The organism is Chryseotalea sanaruensis, from assembly GCF_003990915.1.
In the GTDB taxonomy this organism is placed as follows: Bacteria; Bacteroidota; Bacteroidia; order Cytophagales; family Cyclobacteriaceae; genus Chryseotalea; species Chryseotalea sanaruensis.
The window spans coordinates 71,861-89,666 of the sequence record NZ_BHXQ01000001.1 but is presented as its reverse complement, the minus strand read 5'-3'; the positions used below and the strand labels follow the sequence as shown (position 1 = coordinate 89,666).

General features: G+C 36.3%; 21 protein-coding genes. 17 read left to right on the top strand and 4 right to left on the bottom strand.

Going from position 1 to position 17,806, the window contains the following annotated elements:
* Positions 1-52 precede the first annotated feature (52 nt).
* Positions 53-211, bottom strand: coding sequence for a lmo0937 family membrane protein (locus tag SanaruYs_RS00350; protein ID WP_127120526.1), 159 nt, complete (start codon positions 209-211; stop codon positions 53-55).
* Between the two features lie 355 nt (positions 212-566).
* Between SanaruYs_RS00350 and SanaruYs_RS00345 the strand changes: the two genes are divergently transcribed.
* Positions 567-932 (top strand): response regulator transcription factor, encoded by a 366-nt coding sequence (locus SanaruYs_RS00345; protein WP_127120525.1) that lies wholly within the window; start codon positions 567-569, stop codon positions 930-932.
* A gap of 9 nt (positions 933-941) precedes the next feature.
* Positions 942-2,336, top strand: a complete 1,395-nt coding sequence (locus SanaruYs_RS00340; RefSeq protein WP_127120524.1) for a sigma-54-dependent transcriptional regulator — start codon at positions 942-944, stop codon at positions 2,334-2,336.
* 22 nt (positions 2,337-2,358) lie between these two features.
* Here the strand turns inward: SanaruYs_RS00340 and SanaruYs_RS00335 are convergent, their stop codons facing one another.
* On the bottom strand, positions 2,359-2,991 hold the full coding sequence (locus SanaruYs_RS00335; RefSeq protein WP_127120523.1) for a porin family protein: 633 nt from the start codon (positions 2,989-2,991) through the stop codon (positions 2,359-2,361).
* Positions 2,992-3,199: 208 nt separating this feature from the next.
* Here SanaruYs_RS00335 and SanaruYs_RS00330 point away from each other — a divergent pair, with 208 nt between their 5' ends.
* The 4 genes from SanaruYs_RS00330 to SanaruYs_RS00315 all read left to right on the top strand — a co-directional run bounded on the left by SanaruYs_RS00330 (position 3,200) and on the right by SanaruYs_RS00315 (position 6,051).
* Complete coding sequence (locus SanaruYs_RS00330; protein WP_127120522.1) at positions 3,200-4,705, top strand: PAS domain-containing sensor histidine kinase; 1,506 nt, start codon at positions 3,200-3,202, stop codon at positions 4,703-4,705.
* Between the two features lie 201 nt (positions 4,706-4,906).
* Positions 4,907-5,167 (top strand): YtxH domain-containing protein, encoded by a 261-nt coding sequence (locus SanaruYs_RS00325; RefSeq protein WP_127120521.1) that lies wholly within the window; start codon positions 4,907-4,909, stop codon positions 5,165-5,167.
* Between the two features lie 10 nt (positions 5,168-5,177).
* Complete coding sequence (locus SanaruYs_RS00320; protein WP_127120520.1) at positions 5,178-5,363, top strand: CsbD family protein; 186 nt, start codon at positions 5,178-5,180, stop codon at positions 5,361-5,363.
* A gap of 88 nt (positions 5,364-5,451) precedes the next feature.
* Positions 5,452-6,051 (top strand): YciE/YciF ferroxidase family protein, encoded by a 600-nt coding sequence (locus SanaruYs_RS00315; protein WP_127120519.1) that lies wholly within the window; start codon positions 5,452-5,454, stop codon positions 6,049-6,051.
* A gap of 176 nt (positions 6,052-6,227) precedes the next feature.
* On the opposite strand, the gene SanaruYs_RS00310 is transcribed toward SanaruYs_RS00315, so the two are convergent.
* Positions 6,228-8,192 (bottom strand): hypothetical protein, encoded by a 1,965-nt coding sequence (locus tag SanaruYs_RS00310; RefSeq protein WP_127120518.1) that lies wholly within the window; start codon positions 8,190-8,192, stop codon positions 6,228-6,230.
* Positions 8,193-8,343: 151 nt separating this feature from the next.
* Here SanaruYs_RS00310 and SanaruYs_RS00305 point away from each other — a divergent pair, with 151 nt between their 5' ends.
* The 11 genes from SanaruYs_RS00305 (at position 8,344) to SanaruYs_RS00255 (ending at position 17,206) form a co-directional block, all read left to right on the top strand.
* Positions 8,344-9,108, top strand: coding sequence for an MlaE family ABC transporter permease (locus SanaruYs_RS00305; protein WP_127120517.1), 765 nt, complete (start codon positions 8,344-8,346; stop codon positions 9,106-9,108).
* Positions 9,108-9,884 (top strand): ABC transporter ATP-binding protein, encoded by a 777-nt coding sequence (locus SanaruYs_RS00300; protein WP_127120516.1) that lies wholly within the window; start codon positions 9,108-9,110, stop codon positions 9,882-9,884. Before SanaruYs_RS00305 ends, SanaruYs_RS00300 begins: the two co-directional genes overlap by 1 nt.
* A gap of 5 nt (positions 9,885-9,889) precedes the next feature.
* The gene (locus SanaruYs_RS00295; protein ID WP_127120515.1) at positions 9,890-10,864 is read left to right on the top strand and encodes an MlaD family protein; all 975 of its coding nucleotides are present in this window, start codon (positions 9,890-9,892) and stop codon (positions 10,862-10,864) included.
* A gap of 16 nt (positions 10,865-10,880) precedes the next feature.
* Positions 10,881-11,411, top strand: coding sequence for a helix-turn-helix domain-containing protein (locus SanaruYs_RS00290; RefSeq protein WP_127120514.1), 531 nt, complete (start codon positions 10,881-10,883; stop codon positions 11,409-11,411).
* Positions 11,412-11,626: 215 nt separating this feature from the next.
* Complete coding sequence (locus SanaruYs_RS00285; RefSeq protein WP_127120513.1) at positions 11,627-12,364, top strand: hypothetical protein; 738 nt, start codon at positions 11,627-11,629, stop codon at positions 12,362-12,364.
* Between the two features lie 264 nt (positions 12,365-12,628).
* Positions 12,629-13,702, top strand: a complete 1,074-nt coding sequence (locus tag SanaruYs_RS00280) for a DKNYY domain-containing protein (RefSeq protein ID WP_127120512.1) — start codon at positions 12,629-12,631, stop codon at positions 13,700-13,702.
* Positions 13,703-13,960: 258 nt separating this feature from the next.
* Positions 13,961-15,292, top strand: coding sequence for a tyrosine-type recombinase/integrase (locus tag SanaruYs_RS00275; RefSeq protein ID WP_127120511.1), 1,332 nt, complete (start codon positions 13,961-13,963; stop codon positions 15,290-15,292).
* A gap of 107 nt (positions 15,293-15,399) precedes the next feature.
* On the top strand, positions 15,400-15,750 hold the full coding sequence (locus tag SanaruYs_RS00270) for a hypothetical protein (RefSeq protein ID WP_127120510.1): 351 nt from the start codon (positions 15,400-15,402) through the stop codon (positions 15,748-15,750).
* Positions 15,747-16,676 (top strand): hypothetical protein, encoded by a 930-nt coding sequence (locus SanaruYs_RS00265; protein ID WP_127120509.1) that lies wholly within the window; start codon positions 15,747-15,749, stop codon positions 16,674-16,676. The genes SanaruYs_RS00270 and SanaruYs_RS00265 overlap by 4 nt, the downstream gene beginning before the upstream one ends.
* A gap of 9 nt (positions 16,677-16,685) precedes the next feature.
* A complete protein-coding gene (locus SanaruYs_RS00260; protein ID WP_127120508.1) occupies positions 16,686-16,955 on the top strand; it encodes a helix-turn-helix domain-containing protein in 270 nt (89 codons plus the stop codon).
* 2 nt (positions 16,956-16,957) lie between these two features.
* A complete protein-coding gene (locus SanaruYs_RS00255) occupies positions 16,958-17,206 on the top strand; it encodes a hypothetical protein (protein WP_127120507.1) in 249 nt (82 codons plus the stop codon).
* Here the strand turns inward: SanaruYs_RS00255 and SanaruYs_RS00250 are convergent.
* Positions 17,203-17,754 (bottom strand): hypothetical protein, encoded by a 552-nt coding sequence (locus tag SanaruYs_RS00250; protein WP_127120506.1) that lies wholly within the window; start codon positions 17,752-17,754, stop codon positions 17,203-17,205. The genes SanaruYs_RS00255 and SanaruYs_RS00250 overlap by 4 nt on opposite strands.
* Positions 17,755-17,806: the final 52 nt, after the last annotated feature.

Below are 17,806 nucleotides of genomic sequence, written 5' to 3'. Positions count from 1 at the left end.
CTTTACGGTACTTCAGTATCATTCGAATCGTATGAAAATTGAATCTAAATAGTTAGAGATTAATTCTGCCACCCCTGATAATTCTGAAGAGTACTGCAATAATGGCTATTACCAATAAAACATGGATAATTGAACCGACACTGTAGACATAAAAGCCCAAGAGCCATAAAATTACCAGTACAACTGCAACCAAATAAAGTAGATTACTCATATATATTATATATTTTTTAGCCTGGCAGAGAAAAATCAGTGCCAGACTGTAGAAGGTCATTTAGCGTTAAAATTGAAGTGATGTCAGGGATTATTTTAAAAATTCCCCAGCTAATGAGTAGAATATTCTACACATTGATGGATAATAGGCACAATTAGGCCTTAAATAGATGGCATGATTTTACACTACCCCTCCATAAGATAGTGAAAGATTTACCTCACACTACATAGTGCCGATTATTGCTTATCAGTTAATCGTCCGTATTGGTGCTTTTATAACTATCTTGTTATTTCCCCATTTCAAGCGAAGAACATGATTAACATAAAAGATAATCTTATTGACAAAACGCACTGGAATGGCTAAAATCTTGGTAATTGATGATGAATTGGATATTTGTCTGATGCTTACGCGTCATTTGCAGAGTTTAAACTTCGACAGTGAATATGCCCGCACAGTACACGATGCCAGTCTTCAAATGGATAAACATGTTTATGACCTTATGTTTATTGATTTGAATCTCCTCGAAGGCTCGGGCTATGATATTCTCAACTTGGTAAAAAAGCAAAATTTAAAAACAAAGATAATTGTAATCAGTGCTCACGATAGTGAAGGTAATCGGGCTCGCGACAAGGGTGCCGATATGTTTATTGCAAAGCCTTTTAGTACAAAAATTGTTAACGAAGCACTAAAATTTATCAATATTAATTCTATACCGACCTAATTCGTCCCTATGCCTAGTATTCTTGTAATTGATGATGATCGTGATATTTGCCTCATGCTTACAAAGTTTTTAAGCAAAAGCAATTACCTGGTTCACACTGCTTATACTGGGGCAGAGGGATTGCAGCAATTGCGCAGCAACGAGTATGATTTGATACTATGCGACTATAAACTACCTGATGTTAATGGCATTGAACTACTTCAGCGTATAAAGATTCTCAACTCTACGGTTGCTATCATAATTATTACCGGGTACTCAGATGTAAAAACTGCAGTAGAAACATTCAGGTATGGAGCAAACGATTATGTTACCAAACCACTTTATCCGGATGAATTGCTCGTTACTATTCATGAAACAATTACAAAAAATCAATTAAAACAATTTACGTATATCGAGGATAAAGAACATGGAGGTGTAAGCAGAAAAGTTCGTATTCAAGATACTTCCTCAACTGCTAATTTCGTTGTGGGTATTAGCGAACAGTCTAAAAAAATACAACAGCATATTGAGCTCGTTGCTCCTTCTGATATGTCCGTAATTATAAGTGGGGAAACTGGTACAGGCAAAGAATTTGTTGCACAATCCATTCACAAATTCAGTAAACGTGTAGGAAAACCTTTTATGGCCATAGACTGTGGTGCATTGCCCAAAGAATTAGCAGGCAGTGAACTCTTTGGCCATATGAAAGGATCATTTACAGGTGCCATTTCGGATAAACAAGGAAGTTTTGAAATTGCAGATGGTGGCACACTGTTTTTAGACGAAATTGGAAACCTTTCCTATGAAAATCAAATCAAACTACTTCGTGTAATTCAGGAACGAAAAATAAAGCGTATTGGTGCAACAAAAGATATTTCTATTGACGTTCGCATTATTGCAGCAACAAATGAAAATCTTTCTATTGTAGTAAAAGAGGGGCGCTTACGAGAAGATTTATACCATCGATTAAATGAATTTAAGATACAACTTACGCCATTGCGTGATCGAAAAGATGACATCATATTTTTTGCCAAATATTTCCTTGAAAAAGCAAGTACTTCGCAAGACAAAGATGTAAAACTACTCTCTGCTGATGTTCAGAAATATTTACGTCACTATTATTGGCATGGTAACTTGAGAGAGTTGAATAATGTAATCAGAAGAGCCGTGTTACTCACTAAGGGTGATACTGTCCAAATGGAAAGTTTACCCATTGAAATTACCGAAAAAAATCAAGACAATGTTACAGAAGTGGTTCATGAAAATGTTGGACTTCTTAAATCCATCGCATGGACAGCAGAACGGCAGGCTATATTAGATGTATTAGAGAAAGTGAGCTATAATAAATCAAAAGCTGCGGAACTGCTGAACATCGATAGAAAAACTTTATATAATAAGCTAAAACTTTATAACATAACCCCTTAAAAAAGTTATGTTATAAAAAATGCTATTGGCCGCCAAAACTGAATGCGACAAATAACTGCGCACACGAATTTTTTGCATCACCTAAAACTGCTCTTGAATTATCACTGTCAGCAATTTCTACTAATCCATAATTGTATCGCATACCCAATTGAACAGCACCTACAGTGATACCAACACCAGCTGCTAATCCAAAGTCGTACGACTTAAGCTGATCGCGATCAACCTGATCTACACCATTAGCAACATCTCCTTCATAAGAAATATTGGCATCAATCAAATAACTCCCATAGCCTCCGGCATGAAATTCTACATTTTCTCCAACTTTAATTACTGCCAATACAGGTAAATCAATATAACTTAAGTTATATTTAATCTCTTGATCGACAAAACCCGTATAAGTTGCCAGAGATCCTCGCGTAGAAAATAGTAGCTCTGTTTGAATTGCTATAACCTCAGTAGAAAGTACTTGAGCAAAAAAACCAAAATGTGCGCCAATACGTGCATTCTCATCATTTACTTGGTCAATGTAAAGATTGCTTACATTAAGACCTCCTTTAATACCCGCGCGTTTAGAAGTTTGAGCATATGATTGATTAAAAGTACAAGTAATCAATACTGCAAGGCTTACTAGCCAAGTGATTTTTGTGTAATTCATATTTAAAGAATTTTAGTTCAATTATTGCAATACTAATAGTGAGCCAACAACAATAACACCGATTAAAAGCCTATGCAGGTGAATAAGGAAAAGTTGTGTTAAGCTAAATAGTAAGCAAATACACACTTGTGGTGTTAACACCTCATATTCATTTTTACTTGCGCAAATAACAATTACTAAAGTTGCAGCATATCTAAAAAAAAAGGTTATGAATCCCAATTCGGGCACAACGTTGAATAAAGAAAGAAAAACCTTATTAAATGAGGCTGAATCAGTAGCCCATATGGGCAGTTGGAAATGGACAGCTGGTAATGATGAATTAATCTGGTCAGATGGCCTCCACAGCATTTTTAACAAAAGCACTCAAGAAATAATATCATGGAATACATTTTTAGAAAATGTTATCCCTGAGGATATTTTACTAATAGAGAATTGTTTACTTCAGGTTAAAACAAATAGAAATGGATCAACAGTCAACTACAGAATACTAAATGAGAATAAAATTCGCTATCTAACCCTAACTATTAAACCGCACTCCTCTTCAATAGGAGATATATTTGGTTCTGTTGTGGATATTACAGAGCAAAAAGAAATAGAAATAAAGCTAGAGAAACTAAATACTGAGCAATCCAAAATAATAGCCGAGCTTGATGAAAAGGAGAAAAAATACAGATCATTATTTGAAAGGTCCATTGACCCAATTTTTCTTGCTACTAAAAAGTTAGATATTATTGATAGCAACAGCTCATTTAACAAGCTATTTGGAAATGATACATCAAGTTTCGAAAAAACTACTATTAAAAGCCTCTTTTTAAGACCGAAAGATTACAAGCATTTTATCAACACCTTAAAAACCAAGGAACAAATTAGAGACTTCGAAGTATTACTCATTTCCAAAAATGGCTCAGCTAAAATTTGCATGCTGAACTGTGTGTATATACCAAATCAATCAAACAATTTCTGTTGTTACCAGGGTATCATCAAAGATCTTTCTCTGCGAAAGCAAGCTGAGGTGGATATGATACTAGCTGAGCGGCTTTCATTAACAGGAAAAATTGTGCGAACCATAGCCCATGAAGTTCGAAACCCCCTTACCAATCTTAGTCTTGCATTAGATCAATTAAAAGGAGAATTTCCCCCAGAAAATGAGGCTGCAAAACTATATAGCTCCATCATAGAACGAAATGCTAACAGAATTGAACAGCTCGTTGGCGAAATGCTTAACTCCTCAAGACCCAAACAACTCAACCTAAGGCTAACAGAAGTTACAGAATTAATAAACGATGTGTTGAAACAAGCCAATGATCGAATTCAATTAAATGACATTTCCATTGAAGTGATTATCCAAAAAGATCTGCCAAGAATATTCATCGATAAGGAAAAAATACAAATTGCCATATTAAATATTATTATTAATGCTATTGAGGCAACTGAACCCTGTAAAGGAAAAGTTAAAATAAACACTACCGTAAACGAACAAATACTCACGATCGCCATAACAGATAACGGAAAGGGAATAAACGATGATAATCTGAACAAACTTTTTGATCCATTTTTTACTAGTAAGAAAAAAGGAATGGGACTTGGTCTTACTTCAACCAAGAATATACTAAATAGTCATAGCGCTACCATTGAAGTAATTAGTACTGTTGGTAAAGGAACAACCTTCTCCATCCACTTTAAGCTTGCTGAATCGTTCCAAACTAGTTCCTAAGCGCAAATTTTTATTAGAACAACTAGTGGCATAAGCTTTTTTAGGTGTTACATTTTATTCACAATTAAGACGCTAATTCCACAGCACTACACAGCTCCAGTGTTGCATTTAAGCTAATAAACAGTCTTTTCAATATTGGTACGCTTATCTCTAAGGTATAGTTACTTCGCCCAATTGTGCGGACAATTAAAACTCAATAATATGGATGCAAAAAATTTGATAGGAGGTTTGTTGGCAGGAGCTGCCGTTGGTGTAGCCATTGGAATGTTGCTAGCACCTGATAGTGGCACTAATACAAGAAAGAAAATTTCTGATGGATCAAGAAAACTAACTGATTCGATCAAGGATTCAGTCGATGGATCGATCGATTCACTTAAGGAGAAATTTAATTCAGGAATGGATGAAGTGGTGAGAAAAGGAAAAGACTCCCTTTACAACGCAAACGAAAAAATTAAAGTTTAATTGATAATATATGAGTAAGCTGCAATTAAAAGGAACCTGGCTAGAGATAAAAGGTAAGCTGAAACAGAAATATGCTAAGCTTACCGATGACGACTTGACCTACATGGAAGGAAAAGAGGAAGAAATGCTTGGTCGTTTACAAAAACGTCTTGGCAGAACTAAAGATCAGATAAGAAAAGAAATAGCGACTCTTTAGTTGTAAAGAATAGAATAAGTGGAGATAATCTTACTTAACTCCTTTTATTCTTCTCAATATACATTAACTAATTAAGTTATAAAATAAAATGCAAGTTCAACTTAGGAAGACAATCCTTGATAAAATGGTTAAAGAGCCAATAGATCTTATTCCTCAAAAATTAATTTTGGAAACAAAGACTACCAAAGAAAGGCTTGAATACATATTTATTGATATGCTAAAGGACATCTATTGGACTGAAAAGTACTTGCTGCGTACACTACCTGAGATTGCTAAATCCATTTATAACGAATTATTATTAGAAGCTGTTGAGCAACATATTGATGCTGTCTATCAGCAAAACCATAGAATAGAGCGATGCTTCGAAATTAAAAAGTTAAAAGCAACAGGTAAGGAATCACCAGCAATAGAATGTCTACTAAAAGAGGCAAACGATAATGTTCAAAAATTTGATCTGGGCCACGTAAGAGATGCCTCGCTCATAAATATTATTCAGAAAATCACGCACTATCAAATTTCTGCATACGGAACACTAAAAACTACTGCTACTGTTCTTAATGAAGTTGAGTGTGCTATTTTATTACGTGAATCCAAAGATGACGAATTAAGGAATGATATAATACTAACTAATTTAGCTGAAAAGATAAATCAGTTAGCAGCAAACATGGAAGAAGAGGAAGTTGATTAGGGGGAAGCTTCGCTTTTTTCTAAAAGGCCACTAATAGTGGCCTTTTTTTTTGCTTATTAGTCTAACAACTTATTAGATTATCTATACATCCCTATAATATCATGATTAAAATTATCTGTGGAGATCTGCAGCATAGAGTGCTTGAATGCATAGAGTAGATTTCAAAAAAACTAAGATTAGTTAAATAAAGCTACTATTGGTTTACCCGATAAACTATTTCTAAATGTGTTCGAAATTGAAGTAGATAAGGTAAATTGAAAAAGTGATGGATACAATCCACTTTTAGAAAAATAAGAAAACTCAAAAGAGAACGTTGGAAAAACCAAATTCTCATTCAAGGTGCGCACACCCAAACTAAATGAAGTGAAATTATTATTTTCTGCGCTAACAATGGGAATACTATTTAAACTAGACCAATCAAAACGATGATACAAGGCAAATTGGAATCCGTAAACATACCATGACATAAAGTATACTGTCTCAAAACTAAGATTCAAGCGGCCATTGCCTGTGGGTTTAAGCCCATAAGGACTTTCCCATTTACCATTTATACCCACGCTTCTATCTAAAATCCGATTGAACCCTCTAACATAAGATGCATTAACAAATTGTCTTATTTGGGTTTTTCGCCATCTCTTAAGATCACTAAAATACTGAGTAGCCAATGAAATAAGACCGTCTTCTGCCTCACCATTAACAAGATAGGTGCCTCCAACAAAACTTACGTTAATATAACCGAAGTTAGAAAAATAGTTTCCGTAGCTTGAGTTAATCTCAAGATACTTACGATCTGCAAAAGTATTCCACTCTTTACCTACCAACAGGGTCAATGATCCCCCAGTAGGGACATCCTCTGTCCGGCCAAAACCCCTGATTCGCAAAGTCTTTAAAAAATTTCTATTTACGTAAGTCACAGAACTTAACAGTAGTGTGCGGTCACGAAAAAATGAATTAGAATCTTGAAGTATTGCAGTACTTTCCGGAAAATGATGGGGATTAATCCTCATAGCTAAGATTATATTTTTCCGCTTCTCAAATTCAAAGCTCCTTCCAACCCAAACGTCAAACGCATTCTCAGTATAGGCTAGGGCCAGTGTATCGTAATCTTCGAAATAAAAATTTTCCTTGGTCTTGTATATTTCTAAACCACCCGCATACTTAATATTTGAAGCAAAGAAGTCTCTGCCTACAGTAAGCCGCGATCGTTTACGTAAGTAATTGTTAGTATACTGAAGTTCACCTTGCAAAAAACTTGCAAACAGATTGGGATCATAAAGAATCGTTTCAATTCCATTCTTAGGCGCACCATTTGTATTTCTAAAATAAGAAAGTTTTAATTGCCGAGCATAACCGAGCATATTTTTGTCAAAAACATCCGCCCTATAATTAGAAATGGACGATATGCGCCCAGATGCACCTAGTGAATTAACGTCTTGTGTAACAATTACTACATCTACTTCTTCAGGATTTTTCTTACTTCGTTTCAAATATATCCGGGCATCTTTCAACGTGGGAAACTGCCGTAAAAGTCTTTCATTATCAGCCATTAAGTAAGGATCAACCATATCCCCTACCTCAAAAAGTAAATTGTTTCTGATAATGCGTTTTCGAGTGTCTTTGTGTAGCTTATTTACCAATTTGCCCAGGTGTGTGGTTGCTTCTTGCAAAGTATCCAGTACCGAACCTTCCAATATTGGAACTGCATGAAAGTTAAGCGTGGCAATACGATATCCTCTATAAGGCATAAAGGGTAACTCAGCTTTAACCAGCACAGTTACTGCCCTCACTTTTCTCTTCTTTTTCCGTATCACCAAATCAAAAATACCAGTAGAAACCTTGCTCTTCACTGATCTAACCTCCAGTGAATCATAAAAGTTAGTTGACTTACGATATGGATCCAATCTTATTTTTACCTGATAAATCTCTTCCTCATTTAAAGAAATTATGGTGTCCCTTTTCGTTATAAAACTAGTATCACGTAAAACTACCTGACTACCACCAAGTATTCTTATACGCGTTTTTAATAATACTTGGGCCTCAAGGCTTGTCGATAATTGAACTAAAAGGCAGAAAAAAATAATGCGCGCGCATGCTTTCATTGCGGGCGTTAAGGCGAAAGTCGTGCTACTTTTTAATACCATAAACTAATAACAGATTCACCTTTTACGCAGTAAGTGTGTACTATTCTCTACAGTTACTTCATGGGGATTGAGCAATTAAAGCAATTAGCAGAGGATCCCTTTCAAAAATCAATACGTTTTTCTGGCATCATTTATATATGACCAGCGATGCATGGCGAAAATCGGTACAGTTAAAGAAATATTAATTACCACAGCAGAGGTATATGACTTTTGTAAAGAATTCTTTGTAAAAGCATTCACCCCACCTTTTGAAGCTAAAGAAATAATAAAACAATGCTTTTCAATAGGCAATAAGTCTTTCCTGCTCATCAGTTTTACTTCTCTTTTGGCAGGTGTTGTGTTTACTAAACAATCCCAACCTTCATTGTCTTCATTCGGGGCTGAATCATGGCTTCCCTCACTTGTTTCGCAAGCAGTAGTAAGGTCGCTGGGGCCTCTCATTACAGGCTTAATTTGCGCTGGCAAATTTGGTTCGAACATGGGCGCTGAGTTAGGCAGTATGCGTGTAACAGAACAAATAGATGCTATGGAAGTATCAGGTACACGCCCGTTTTCCTATCTGGTTGTAAGCAGGGTAATTGCCTCAACATTCATGCTACCCATTTTGGTAATCTACTCCGATGCAGTTGCTTTATTTGGCTCATTTATTATGGTTAACTCCTTCAACGATACGGGTTTGTTACTATTTCTAAACGAAGTTTCTGTTTCAATCACATATTTGGATATAGGTTCTTCACTAATTAAGTCGGCTCTCTTTGGTTTATCAATTGGTCTCATCGGTTGTTTCGCTGGCTATCACTCCGAGAAGGGCACTACAGGTGTTGGTAAAGCGGCTAATACAGCAGTGGTTGTTTCTATGTTTTCGATTTTCATAATCGATATTATCATTTTACAATTCTTAAACCTTGTTCGCTAATGCCAAATACAGCGGTAGAAAATGATAACACAATTTCAATACATCCTAAAAAGATGATTGAAATTATTGATGTATGTAAAAGTTTTGATGAACGTCAAATTTTAAAAAACATCAACCTGACAGTTTATGATAAAGAGAATTTGGTAGTGTTGGGCAGATCAGGAACAGGCAAATCAGTGCTAATAAAATGTATGGTCGGCTTGCTCACACCTGACAGTGGTAGTATTAAAATACTGGATTACAACTTAACAGCAATAAACAAGGAAGAGCTAAATGAACTAAGACTTCAAGTGGGTTTCTCCTTTCAGGGAAGTGCGCTATACGACTCCATGTCGGTTAAAGAAAATCTGGAATTTCCGCTCAAAAGAAATCTTGCTATTTATGAAAGGCAAAAACTTCATGAACTCGTTATTGCTGCACTACAAGATGTTGGTCTCGAGCATACGCTCAATTTATACCCAGCTGAACTATCGGGTGGTATGAAAAAGCGCATAGGTATAGCTCGAACACTAATACTCAATCCTAAAATTATGTTATACGATGAGCCGACATCAGGTCTTGACCCAATAACATCAGGTGAAATAAATGAACTGATTCTTAAGGTGAGGGAGAAATACAATACAACTTCAGTCATTATCACACATGACATAAGTTGTGCACGTGAAGTGTCCGATAAGGTAGTGGCATTGGTGAATGGAGAAAGTACATTACAAGGAACTTTTGATGAATTGAAAAAATCAGAGAATTCGGAATTAAAACAATTTTTTAATTACTAAAAAAAATGGAAGTACAAGATATAAATCGTGGAATAAAAGTAGGCGCCTTTGTAATTGGTGGCATTGTAATTTTCATGACTGCACTCATTTATATGGGAAAAGATGGTAATATTTTTAATAAAACCTTTACCATTTCTGCTATTTTTAAAAATGTTGAAGGGCTGAAAGAAGGAGACAATGTCTGGCTATCAGGTGTAAAAATTGGCACTGTTAAAAAGGTGGAAATTGTTGCCGATGGAAAAGTAATTGTCGGCCTTTCCTTAAAAGACAACCAAAATGAATTTATCAAAACTAATGCAACTGCGTATGTTGGTTCAGATGGTTTTGTCGGCAACAAAATAGTAGTAATCAGACCCGGCAATAAAAATGAAGTCATCCAGGATATGGATACCATTAACGCCCTCTCGCCTACTGATACTCAGGAACTATTTAACATTGCAAAAGAAATTGGCTCCAATACAAAATCAATTACAGATGATCTAAAGCTGATCAGCTTTAACATTAAAAGCGGCAAGGGAGTATTAGGAGAGTTGATGAATGAAGGTCCAATCAGTAAGGACTTACGCTCAAGTCTGTCCTCTATAAAAGAAGCAAGTAAAAATAGTAATCAAGCAACTGAGTCCTTGAACAAAATTCTAAATACCATCAATACAGGCGATGGCATAATCACTAAACTTTTAAGTGATACAAGCTATGCAAGAATTCTTGATCAAACAGCTGCAAACCTTGTGGTCGTGGGGTTAAATGCTAAGAAAGCCTCAAACGAATTACTAGAAACAACTGAAAAATTAAATAACGAAAAAAATGCTTTAGCGGTAGTATCTACTGATACACTGTTTGCTGCCCAACTAAAATCAGTGATGGAGAACACAAAGGATGCTACTGAAAAACTGGATATGAATATGAATGCCCTGCAACACAACTTTTTATTTAGGGGATACTTCAAAAAACAAGCACGATTAAAGAGGAAACAAAAATAGACTAAAATCAAAAATCATGAAGACAATTCAACAAGCTGGTTATTCTATAACAGTCAGGCAACAAGAAGCTTCGCATTACAGTAAAAAACAAAACACTATTGATATTGATCAAAATGAACTAACATATTGTAGTGATCATCATAACTCAGACACCCTATTAATGAGTCAAAATTCAATATTGTTTACTAGCAATAATCGCTTAGTTGATACGCTCTGTAATAAAATAATACAACTTATCAATGACGATACCTTGACCAAAACAAGCTATTCAAAACTATTAAGTAAAACCCTTAACTATAATTATACCTATTTATCGAATTTGTTTAGCAGCATAAAAGGTACAACAATCCAACAATTTATCATCTACCACAAAATTGAAAGAGTAAAGAAACTAATCGTTAAAGGCGAACATAATCTTACAGACATCTCTTTCGAATTGAATTATAGCAGTGTTGCACATTTATCTAATCAATTCAAAAAAGTGACTGGCCTTTCACCCACCCAGTTTAAAATAGCCAGGCAGATGCGACCTGCATCCGATTCATGAACAAAGAACTACCATAAATCACCGATGATAATAATAAACCTCGATATGTAAAGTGTGTAACACATTATAGTCAAAACTAGTCCACCTTTGTATAGTAGATACATTTATTGAAAATAACCTGACTTTCTAAAAACGTCAGTGCATTTATTGTTTGAAGGCTCATCTTGTCAATGACCTTAATCTGTTCACAACCTAAACCATAACAACAGAATAATATGAAAAAAATAATCCTTGTAATAGCCATTTTGGTCACGCTCTTTAGTTGTGATACCAAAAAAGTGGAGTCACTGCAGCGCGATCTTGATTCAGTAAACACTGCATTAATTGCAAGTAAAGAGCTGGAGGAAGGTATGAATGACGTAGGAGCCTTAATTGATTCTATTGATGTAAGCAGAGATATGCTTAGAGTTAGAATGATTGAAGGCAGCTCTTATGCTGACCATATTAGTCGCTTAAAAGAAATTAATGCTTACGTTAAGCGTACAGAGGCAAAACTAGATGCTCTTGAGAAAGCAGCTAAAAACTCTTCAAAGTCATCAGCGTCAGCGTTAAGAAGATTAAAAGCAGACTTAAAGAAAACGTCTGACGAACTCGTGGATATTCAATTGCAATTAGCCAATGTACGCGATGAGAATCTTAAACTTTGGGTAAAAGTAAATCAGAAAGATTCTCTTCTATCGATTAAAGACCAAATCATTAAATTAAGAGAAGGTGATGTTGCATCATTAGAACGACTTGTAAATGACACCGATGCTCAGAATAAAACTGTAGTAGCTGATTTATACTATGCACAAGCAGCGGCTTTGGAGAGCGCAGCAAACAGAACTCAATTTGCGCCACGAAAGAAGAGAGAAGCCAGAAGAGAGGCACTTGAACTATATCGATTGTCACTTTCGCTTGGTAAAATAGAAGCACAGTCAAAAATTGATGAGCTTGAAAAGGAATTGTCTTAAATGATCCGGTTGATTCAATTGAGATGATAAGGGGAGGCTACGAAAGTACCTCCTTTTTTTTATGCCAACTGAGGTAATTCACATTACAATTGATTTTCTATTACGCCAATACCAAAAGTTCCATGAACTTGCCTGGTAAAACTTAGGTAATCAAATCCTAAGTCAATGCTGATTACAACATAAAGAAACCTGGCCAAAAATATTTACTTCATAAAATTGCAATTGCAGCCTTTTGCCCGATAAATTGAGGGAAATTTCTATTAAGTGAAAGTAGTATTGATCGTTATAGGGGCAGGTTTATTGGTAATTATCGTATTAGTGACCCGTTTCTTTTACCGTATAGGTAAGCCAGTGAACAGTTCCATCTCTGACTCCTATTACTACCACGCCTGGAAAGAAAAGATCATCTACTCCCCTATGGGTAATTGGTTCGAACTGGGCTATACAGAAACACAAGCAGACCCGTCTACTTTTAAATTACTCTCCAGAAATTTTGGCAAAGACAAACAGTTTGTTTTTTGGAACGGTCAAAAACAAGATGTTGATCATAAAAGCTTCATTGTTGACGAATATAATATTGCCAAAGACGATATTCGCGTGTATTATCAGCACGATTACGGTAGTCGTTTGAGTATTATTGAGGATGCTAACCCCAAAACCTATAAGCCGTTAACATTAGAAAAGGAAACCTACGGCCAACGTTGGGGCAAAGATGAAAAGGCTGTCTTTCTTTATGGCAAAAAAATAGATGCTGACGGAAAGACCTTTGTACGACTCAATCAATCACTGGCTATGGATAACACCTATCTCTATGCTATTGTAGATGATTATACAGCAACTTCAGGTACAGCTGAAGACAATACAAGCGTGGTCAGGAAAAATGAAAGACCAGCAGGCGAAGCAGAAGCCCTTAATGACTACTACACACGAATTGGTAATACTATTATACTCTCTAATTGGAAAAATCCTTTTTCATTACTCAACTTTGACAAGATTGGTGCTATAAATGTTATTGATGAAAGAAATGTTGTGATTAATAACACCTTGATAAGCGATGGAAAACTACTGCCGGCAGTAGATGTTGCTACCCTGGTAATCGTTGATCGTGATTATTTAAAAGATGAAAATGCAGTATATTACGACACCGATAAAATAAGTGAAGCAGACCCTTCAACTTTCAGCGCGATAACCGAATTTTATGCTAAAGACAGGCAACATGTGTTTTATAAAACACATGTGCTTGCCGGGGCAGATCCATCAAGCTTTACGGTTAATTATGCAACGGGCATAGGTACTGATGGAAAGCTTTCGTTTAAGGATGGATTGTTAATAAAGTAGTTTTTATAAGTAATTGTTAAGTGCGTATAAAATAAAAAAGCCAGTCACACTTTTGTGTAACTGGCTGATTTTGAAGAGCCCCCTGCCGGAATCGAACCAGCGACCTACTGATTACAAGTCAGTCCTAAATGGTTTCATATGAATTTATCTGGTGTGAAATATGCTTTTTTGACCTGAATTCGCTATTTTAGATTCACATTAAAACGGTTCGAATCAAAAAAAACACGCCGGAAACACGCCGGAAAAAACCCACTCGTTATGGCTACAGTAAAGAATGTACTGGACAGACGGAAAGACCACCAAATTGCTGACGGTCGATATGCACTCGTTCTAAGGATTAGTCACCAAACCAAGACACGAGACATACCCTTTGATGTTCATCTAAAGGAAAATCAGTTCGATCCGATTACGGGTAAAGTCACTGGAATACCCAATTCAGTAAGACAAACCAAGCGAACCCAAAAGCTTTTGAGCGAAGTCGATCTCTGGATTGATGAGAATGCCGAAATGATCAAGCTATGGCCTATCGAAAAGCTAAAGCTTGAGATAGAACGCCAATTCTTCAATAAACAGTCAGCCCTATCCATGCTCGGGTTTGGTGGCCGGTACCTTTACCGTCTTGCGACCGAAGGTCGGTACTCAACGGCAAGTTCTTATGAAGATGCTTTAAAGGCATTTATCAAATATCGCATGAGGCTGGGTGGAAAACCTGATGATGAAACTATCAAAACACTCTATAACAAAAAAGACAATCAGGGCGAAGGTTTCGAGATTCTGCCTGAATACAAAAAATATGATATGGCCATAAAGGCGATTGATGCGGAGTTTATGAAAGACTTCAAAGCCTATATGACTAGGCGGTACAAGTCCCGTAATACTGTTGGTATATACCTCAGAAGCTTAAACGCTATATTGAATGATGCAGGGCAATCCTTCCCTGAATTGAAAGACCATACACCCTTGGCCGGAGTTAAAAAGGCAAGCTATGAGAACGCCCCTAACCCGTTAACACCTGATGAGATCAATATCATTCGGAAACTTGACCTAAAGCCGGATAGCCCTGACTTCCATGCCCGCAACTTCTTTCTTTTCATGTTCAATAATATGGGAATGAACTTTTACGATATGGCACTTATCAAGGTCATGCAGTTTGACGGTGAACGAATAAAGTACTTCAGGAAGAAAACCATGTATGAGGGTGACTTCTTCTCAATCAAGCAAAGTTCGGAATCACTTGCTATTATTAACACCTACAATAAAGACAAAAAGAAACCGGAAGATTACCTCTTCCCTATTCTACCAATAGACACACCACCCCACAGGATGCACCGCGTTAAGAATGACAAGATAAAATGGTTCAATAAGCGCATGAACCTTATCGCTCAGCAAACTGGTATAGCCAAAACCATTACGTCATATTCAGCGAGAGACACCTGGACAAACATTGGCTTAGACATGGGCATTGATATTCGACAAATATCCTCTGCCTTAGGGCACTCAAACGTAAGCGTTACCGATAAACATTACGGTAAGATTATAATTGAAAAAATTCTCGATGAAGTGAATGAAAAAATTACATACCTCAAATAAGGTATTTTTTCAAAATTCATAATCTTTAGTTAGCATTCACTTGTTGTTGTGATCTGTTTTATAGAAATTAGTCTTGGGCTTATTACTAATAACAAAAAAAACACTCTATGGCAGCGTATGGATTTAAAGTTACTGTAAAAGGTACAGCAAGAATTTTTATGGTCAAATTTCACCCTGAAGGTGATGAGGACTTACAAATAAGTTGGCATCGACAAGATGCATTCAAAAAATATATCTCTGATGAATTTAATATCGATGTTCAGGGGGCATTTGATTTCAAACTTATTGTAGGCGCAAGAGCCACAACAAAATACACTTATACAATACAGATTAAAGACAAAGGAAAATGGGTAGAGTTGACGAAAGGAACACGAGAACTTAACAACTCAAATAAAGATACTGTAGTTGATACAGTTGAGATTCCACTAACAATAAAAGCTTTATCAAAAATCGTATGAGAAAAATAAGTATTTGCTTAATCACAGCAATGACAATTTCGGGCTCTGCTTTTTCGCAGACAAGCTTACTCCAAGATGCAGATGGTAAGTCAGCATTTTCTTTAGCAACCTCTGATTCTTTACAACTAATACTTAATGCAGCAGAAAAATCTTTATCATTATCCTTCATAGATCAAGATATTCTATCAACTCAAAACCTGTACTGGGGTGCAGAACTTAAGTTTAGTGGAAAAGATGGTAAAATTCCTATCATAAAAAAGGGGGAGACAAATTTTCAAGTTCAGTTCGGTCTTACATCAACATATGTTGGAAAAAATGCAAAAGATTTCTTCTACATATCTCCAAAAATTAATGTTAGCCGTATTGAAATAGCTTCTATTGAAGGCACATTAATTAAAAAAGAATCTGTTGCACCAACAAATTATTCAATTCAACTAGGATACAATACATTAGAGTTGATTGATCGTAAACACCTTAGACGAATTTTATTAGGCATAGCTATTGAAATTGGCTCAATGGATAACGTAAAGTCTATTGACAAATATGAATATCGTGAATTGAACTTATCTGGCCTTACATCTACTGGATCGAGCGGATATGTGACAACTGAAGTTTCTGAGGTTTACCTAAAGAGTCAATTAAAGCAAAATATGCAATTTATAAGACCAATGGTAGATGTTGGATACTTCATTCCCAATGCTCGCCTAACACCGATGATACATCTTAGACAAGATATTTATCCGAATAAGGAATCTGTAGACCTATTCTCTCCTGGTGCAGGAATTTACTTAAACCAGAAAAATAATCCTGATCTTATTGTGCTTGGTTTGCAAATCTTCTACAAAGACTGGAATAACAATTTGAACAAAGAAACTGATCGCTGGGATAGAGCGACCATGAATTTTGTTGTTGGATTCAAATTCTAATATATTTTCATGCAAGTCATTTGCCTTGAAGAAGATGCGTTTTATGCACTTGTCGAACAAGTTGTTACCCGACTAAAGGATAAGAAAGGTAACAGCTTTGATAAGTGGGTTTCGGATGAGGAAGCTATGCGCTTGCTGAACATCAAATCCAAAACCACAATGCAGAAATTACGTGACGAAGGAAAGATCAGATTCACGCAACCGCAGAAGAAAATAATTCTCTACGACCGTGAATCACTTGATCTCTTTCTTGAACAAAACGCACGCGAAACTTATTAGCTATGGAAGAAACAACTACACCTTCCCCCGACTACGTGAAGGGATTTAATGAGGGTTATGTATTAACCAAAGATTCACGTGACCTTGCTGAAAAGCTTGCATCAGCAAAAGGTAACGGAGAACGGCTTCAAGGATTTCGGGATGGACACAAGGAATATATCCTAGAGCGTATACGCGAACAACGGGAACGAACTTTCACAAAGCCCTCACCTGACAAGACGAAAGATAAGGGTCACGATAGAGACCGCTAATCTTTTATAGGCTCTAGGTCTCTGTCTTTGTCCAGTTTATTCCTTTCTAATTTGTCTTTGCTTTGCTCAGGATCAATCCCTTTCCCAACCCTACTTGACCAAAGTGAGTCCATAATTCGTTTTGAAACATCGCCCCTTTGAATGTCGGATTTTGATTCTGAGAACTCGTACTTAAGGTTTTCTTTATTGGTCTGATATTCTTTTTTCTTGTAGTCTGTTTCCAATATTGATTTGGTGGACAATTCTTGAATGCGACCTTTGGTGGCTTCGTCATAGTTGATGGTAAATTCATCTAATTTTTTGTGGTAGGTATCCAGTGCCTCCTTCTTCATACCAATGAGTATTCCCTTGGTTCTAGTTTGTGTTCCTGGACTACTGTGGGAAAGCGCCCCATTAGGTGTTAGTCGCGGTGCTGGTCTGTCCGGAGGTGCATCCTCGATAGCTCTATCTAAATCGTGCAAAGTCTGCCTTGTTTCATTTGCAAGTTTCTGAACCTTTGGATTTTTTTTGAAAAAATCCTCGAGTTCTTTCCTTTCCTTTTCATCCATTTGTCCTTGACATTTAGAAGCCCTCTGCTAATATACATATTGTAAATCAGTT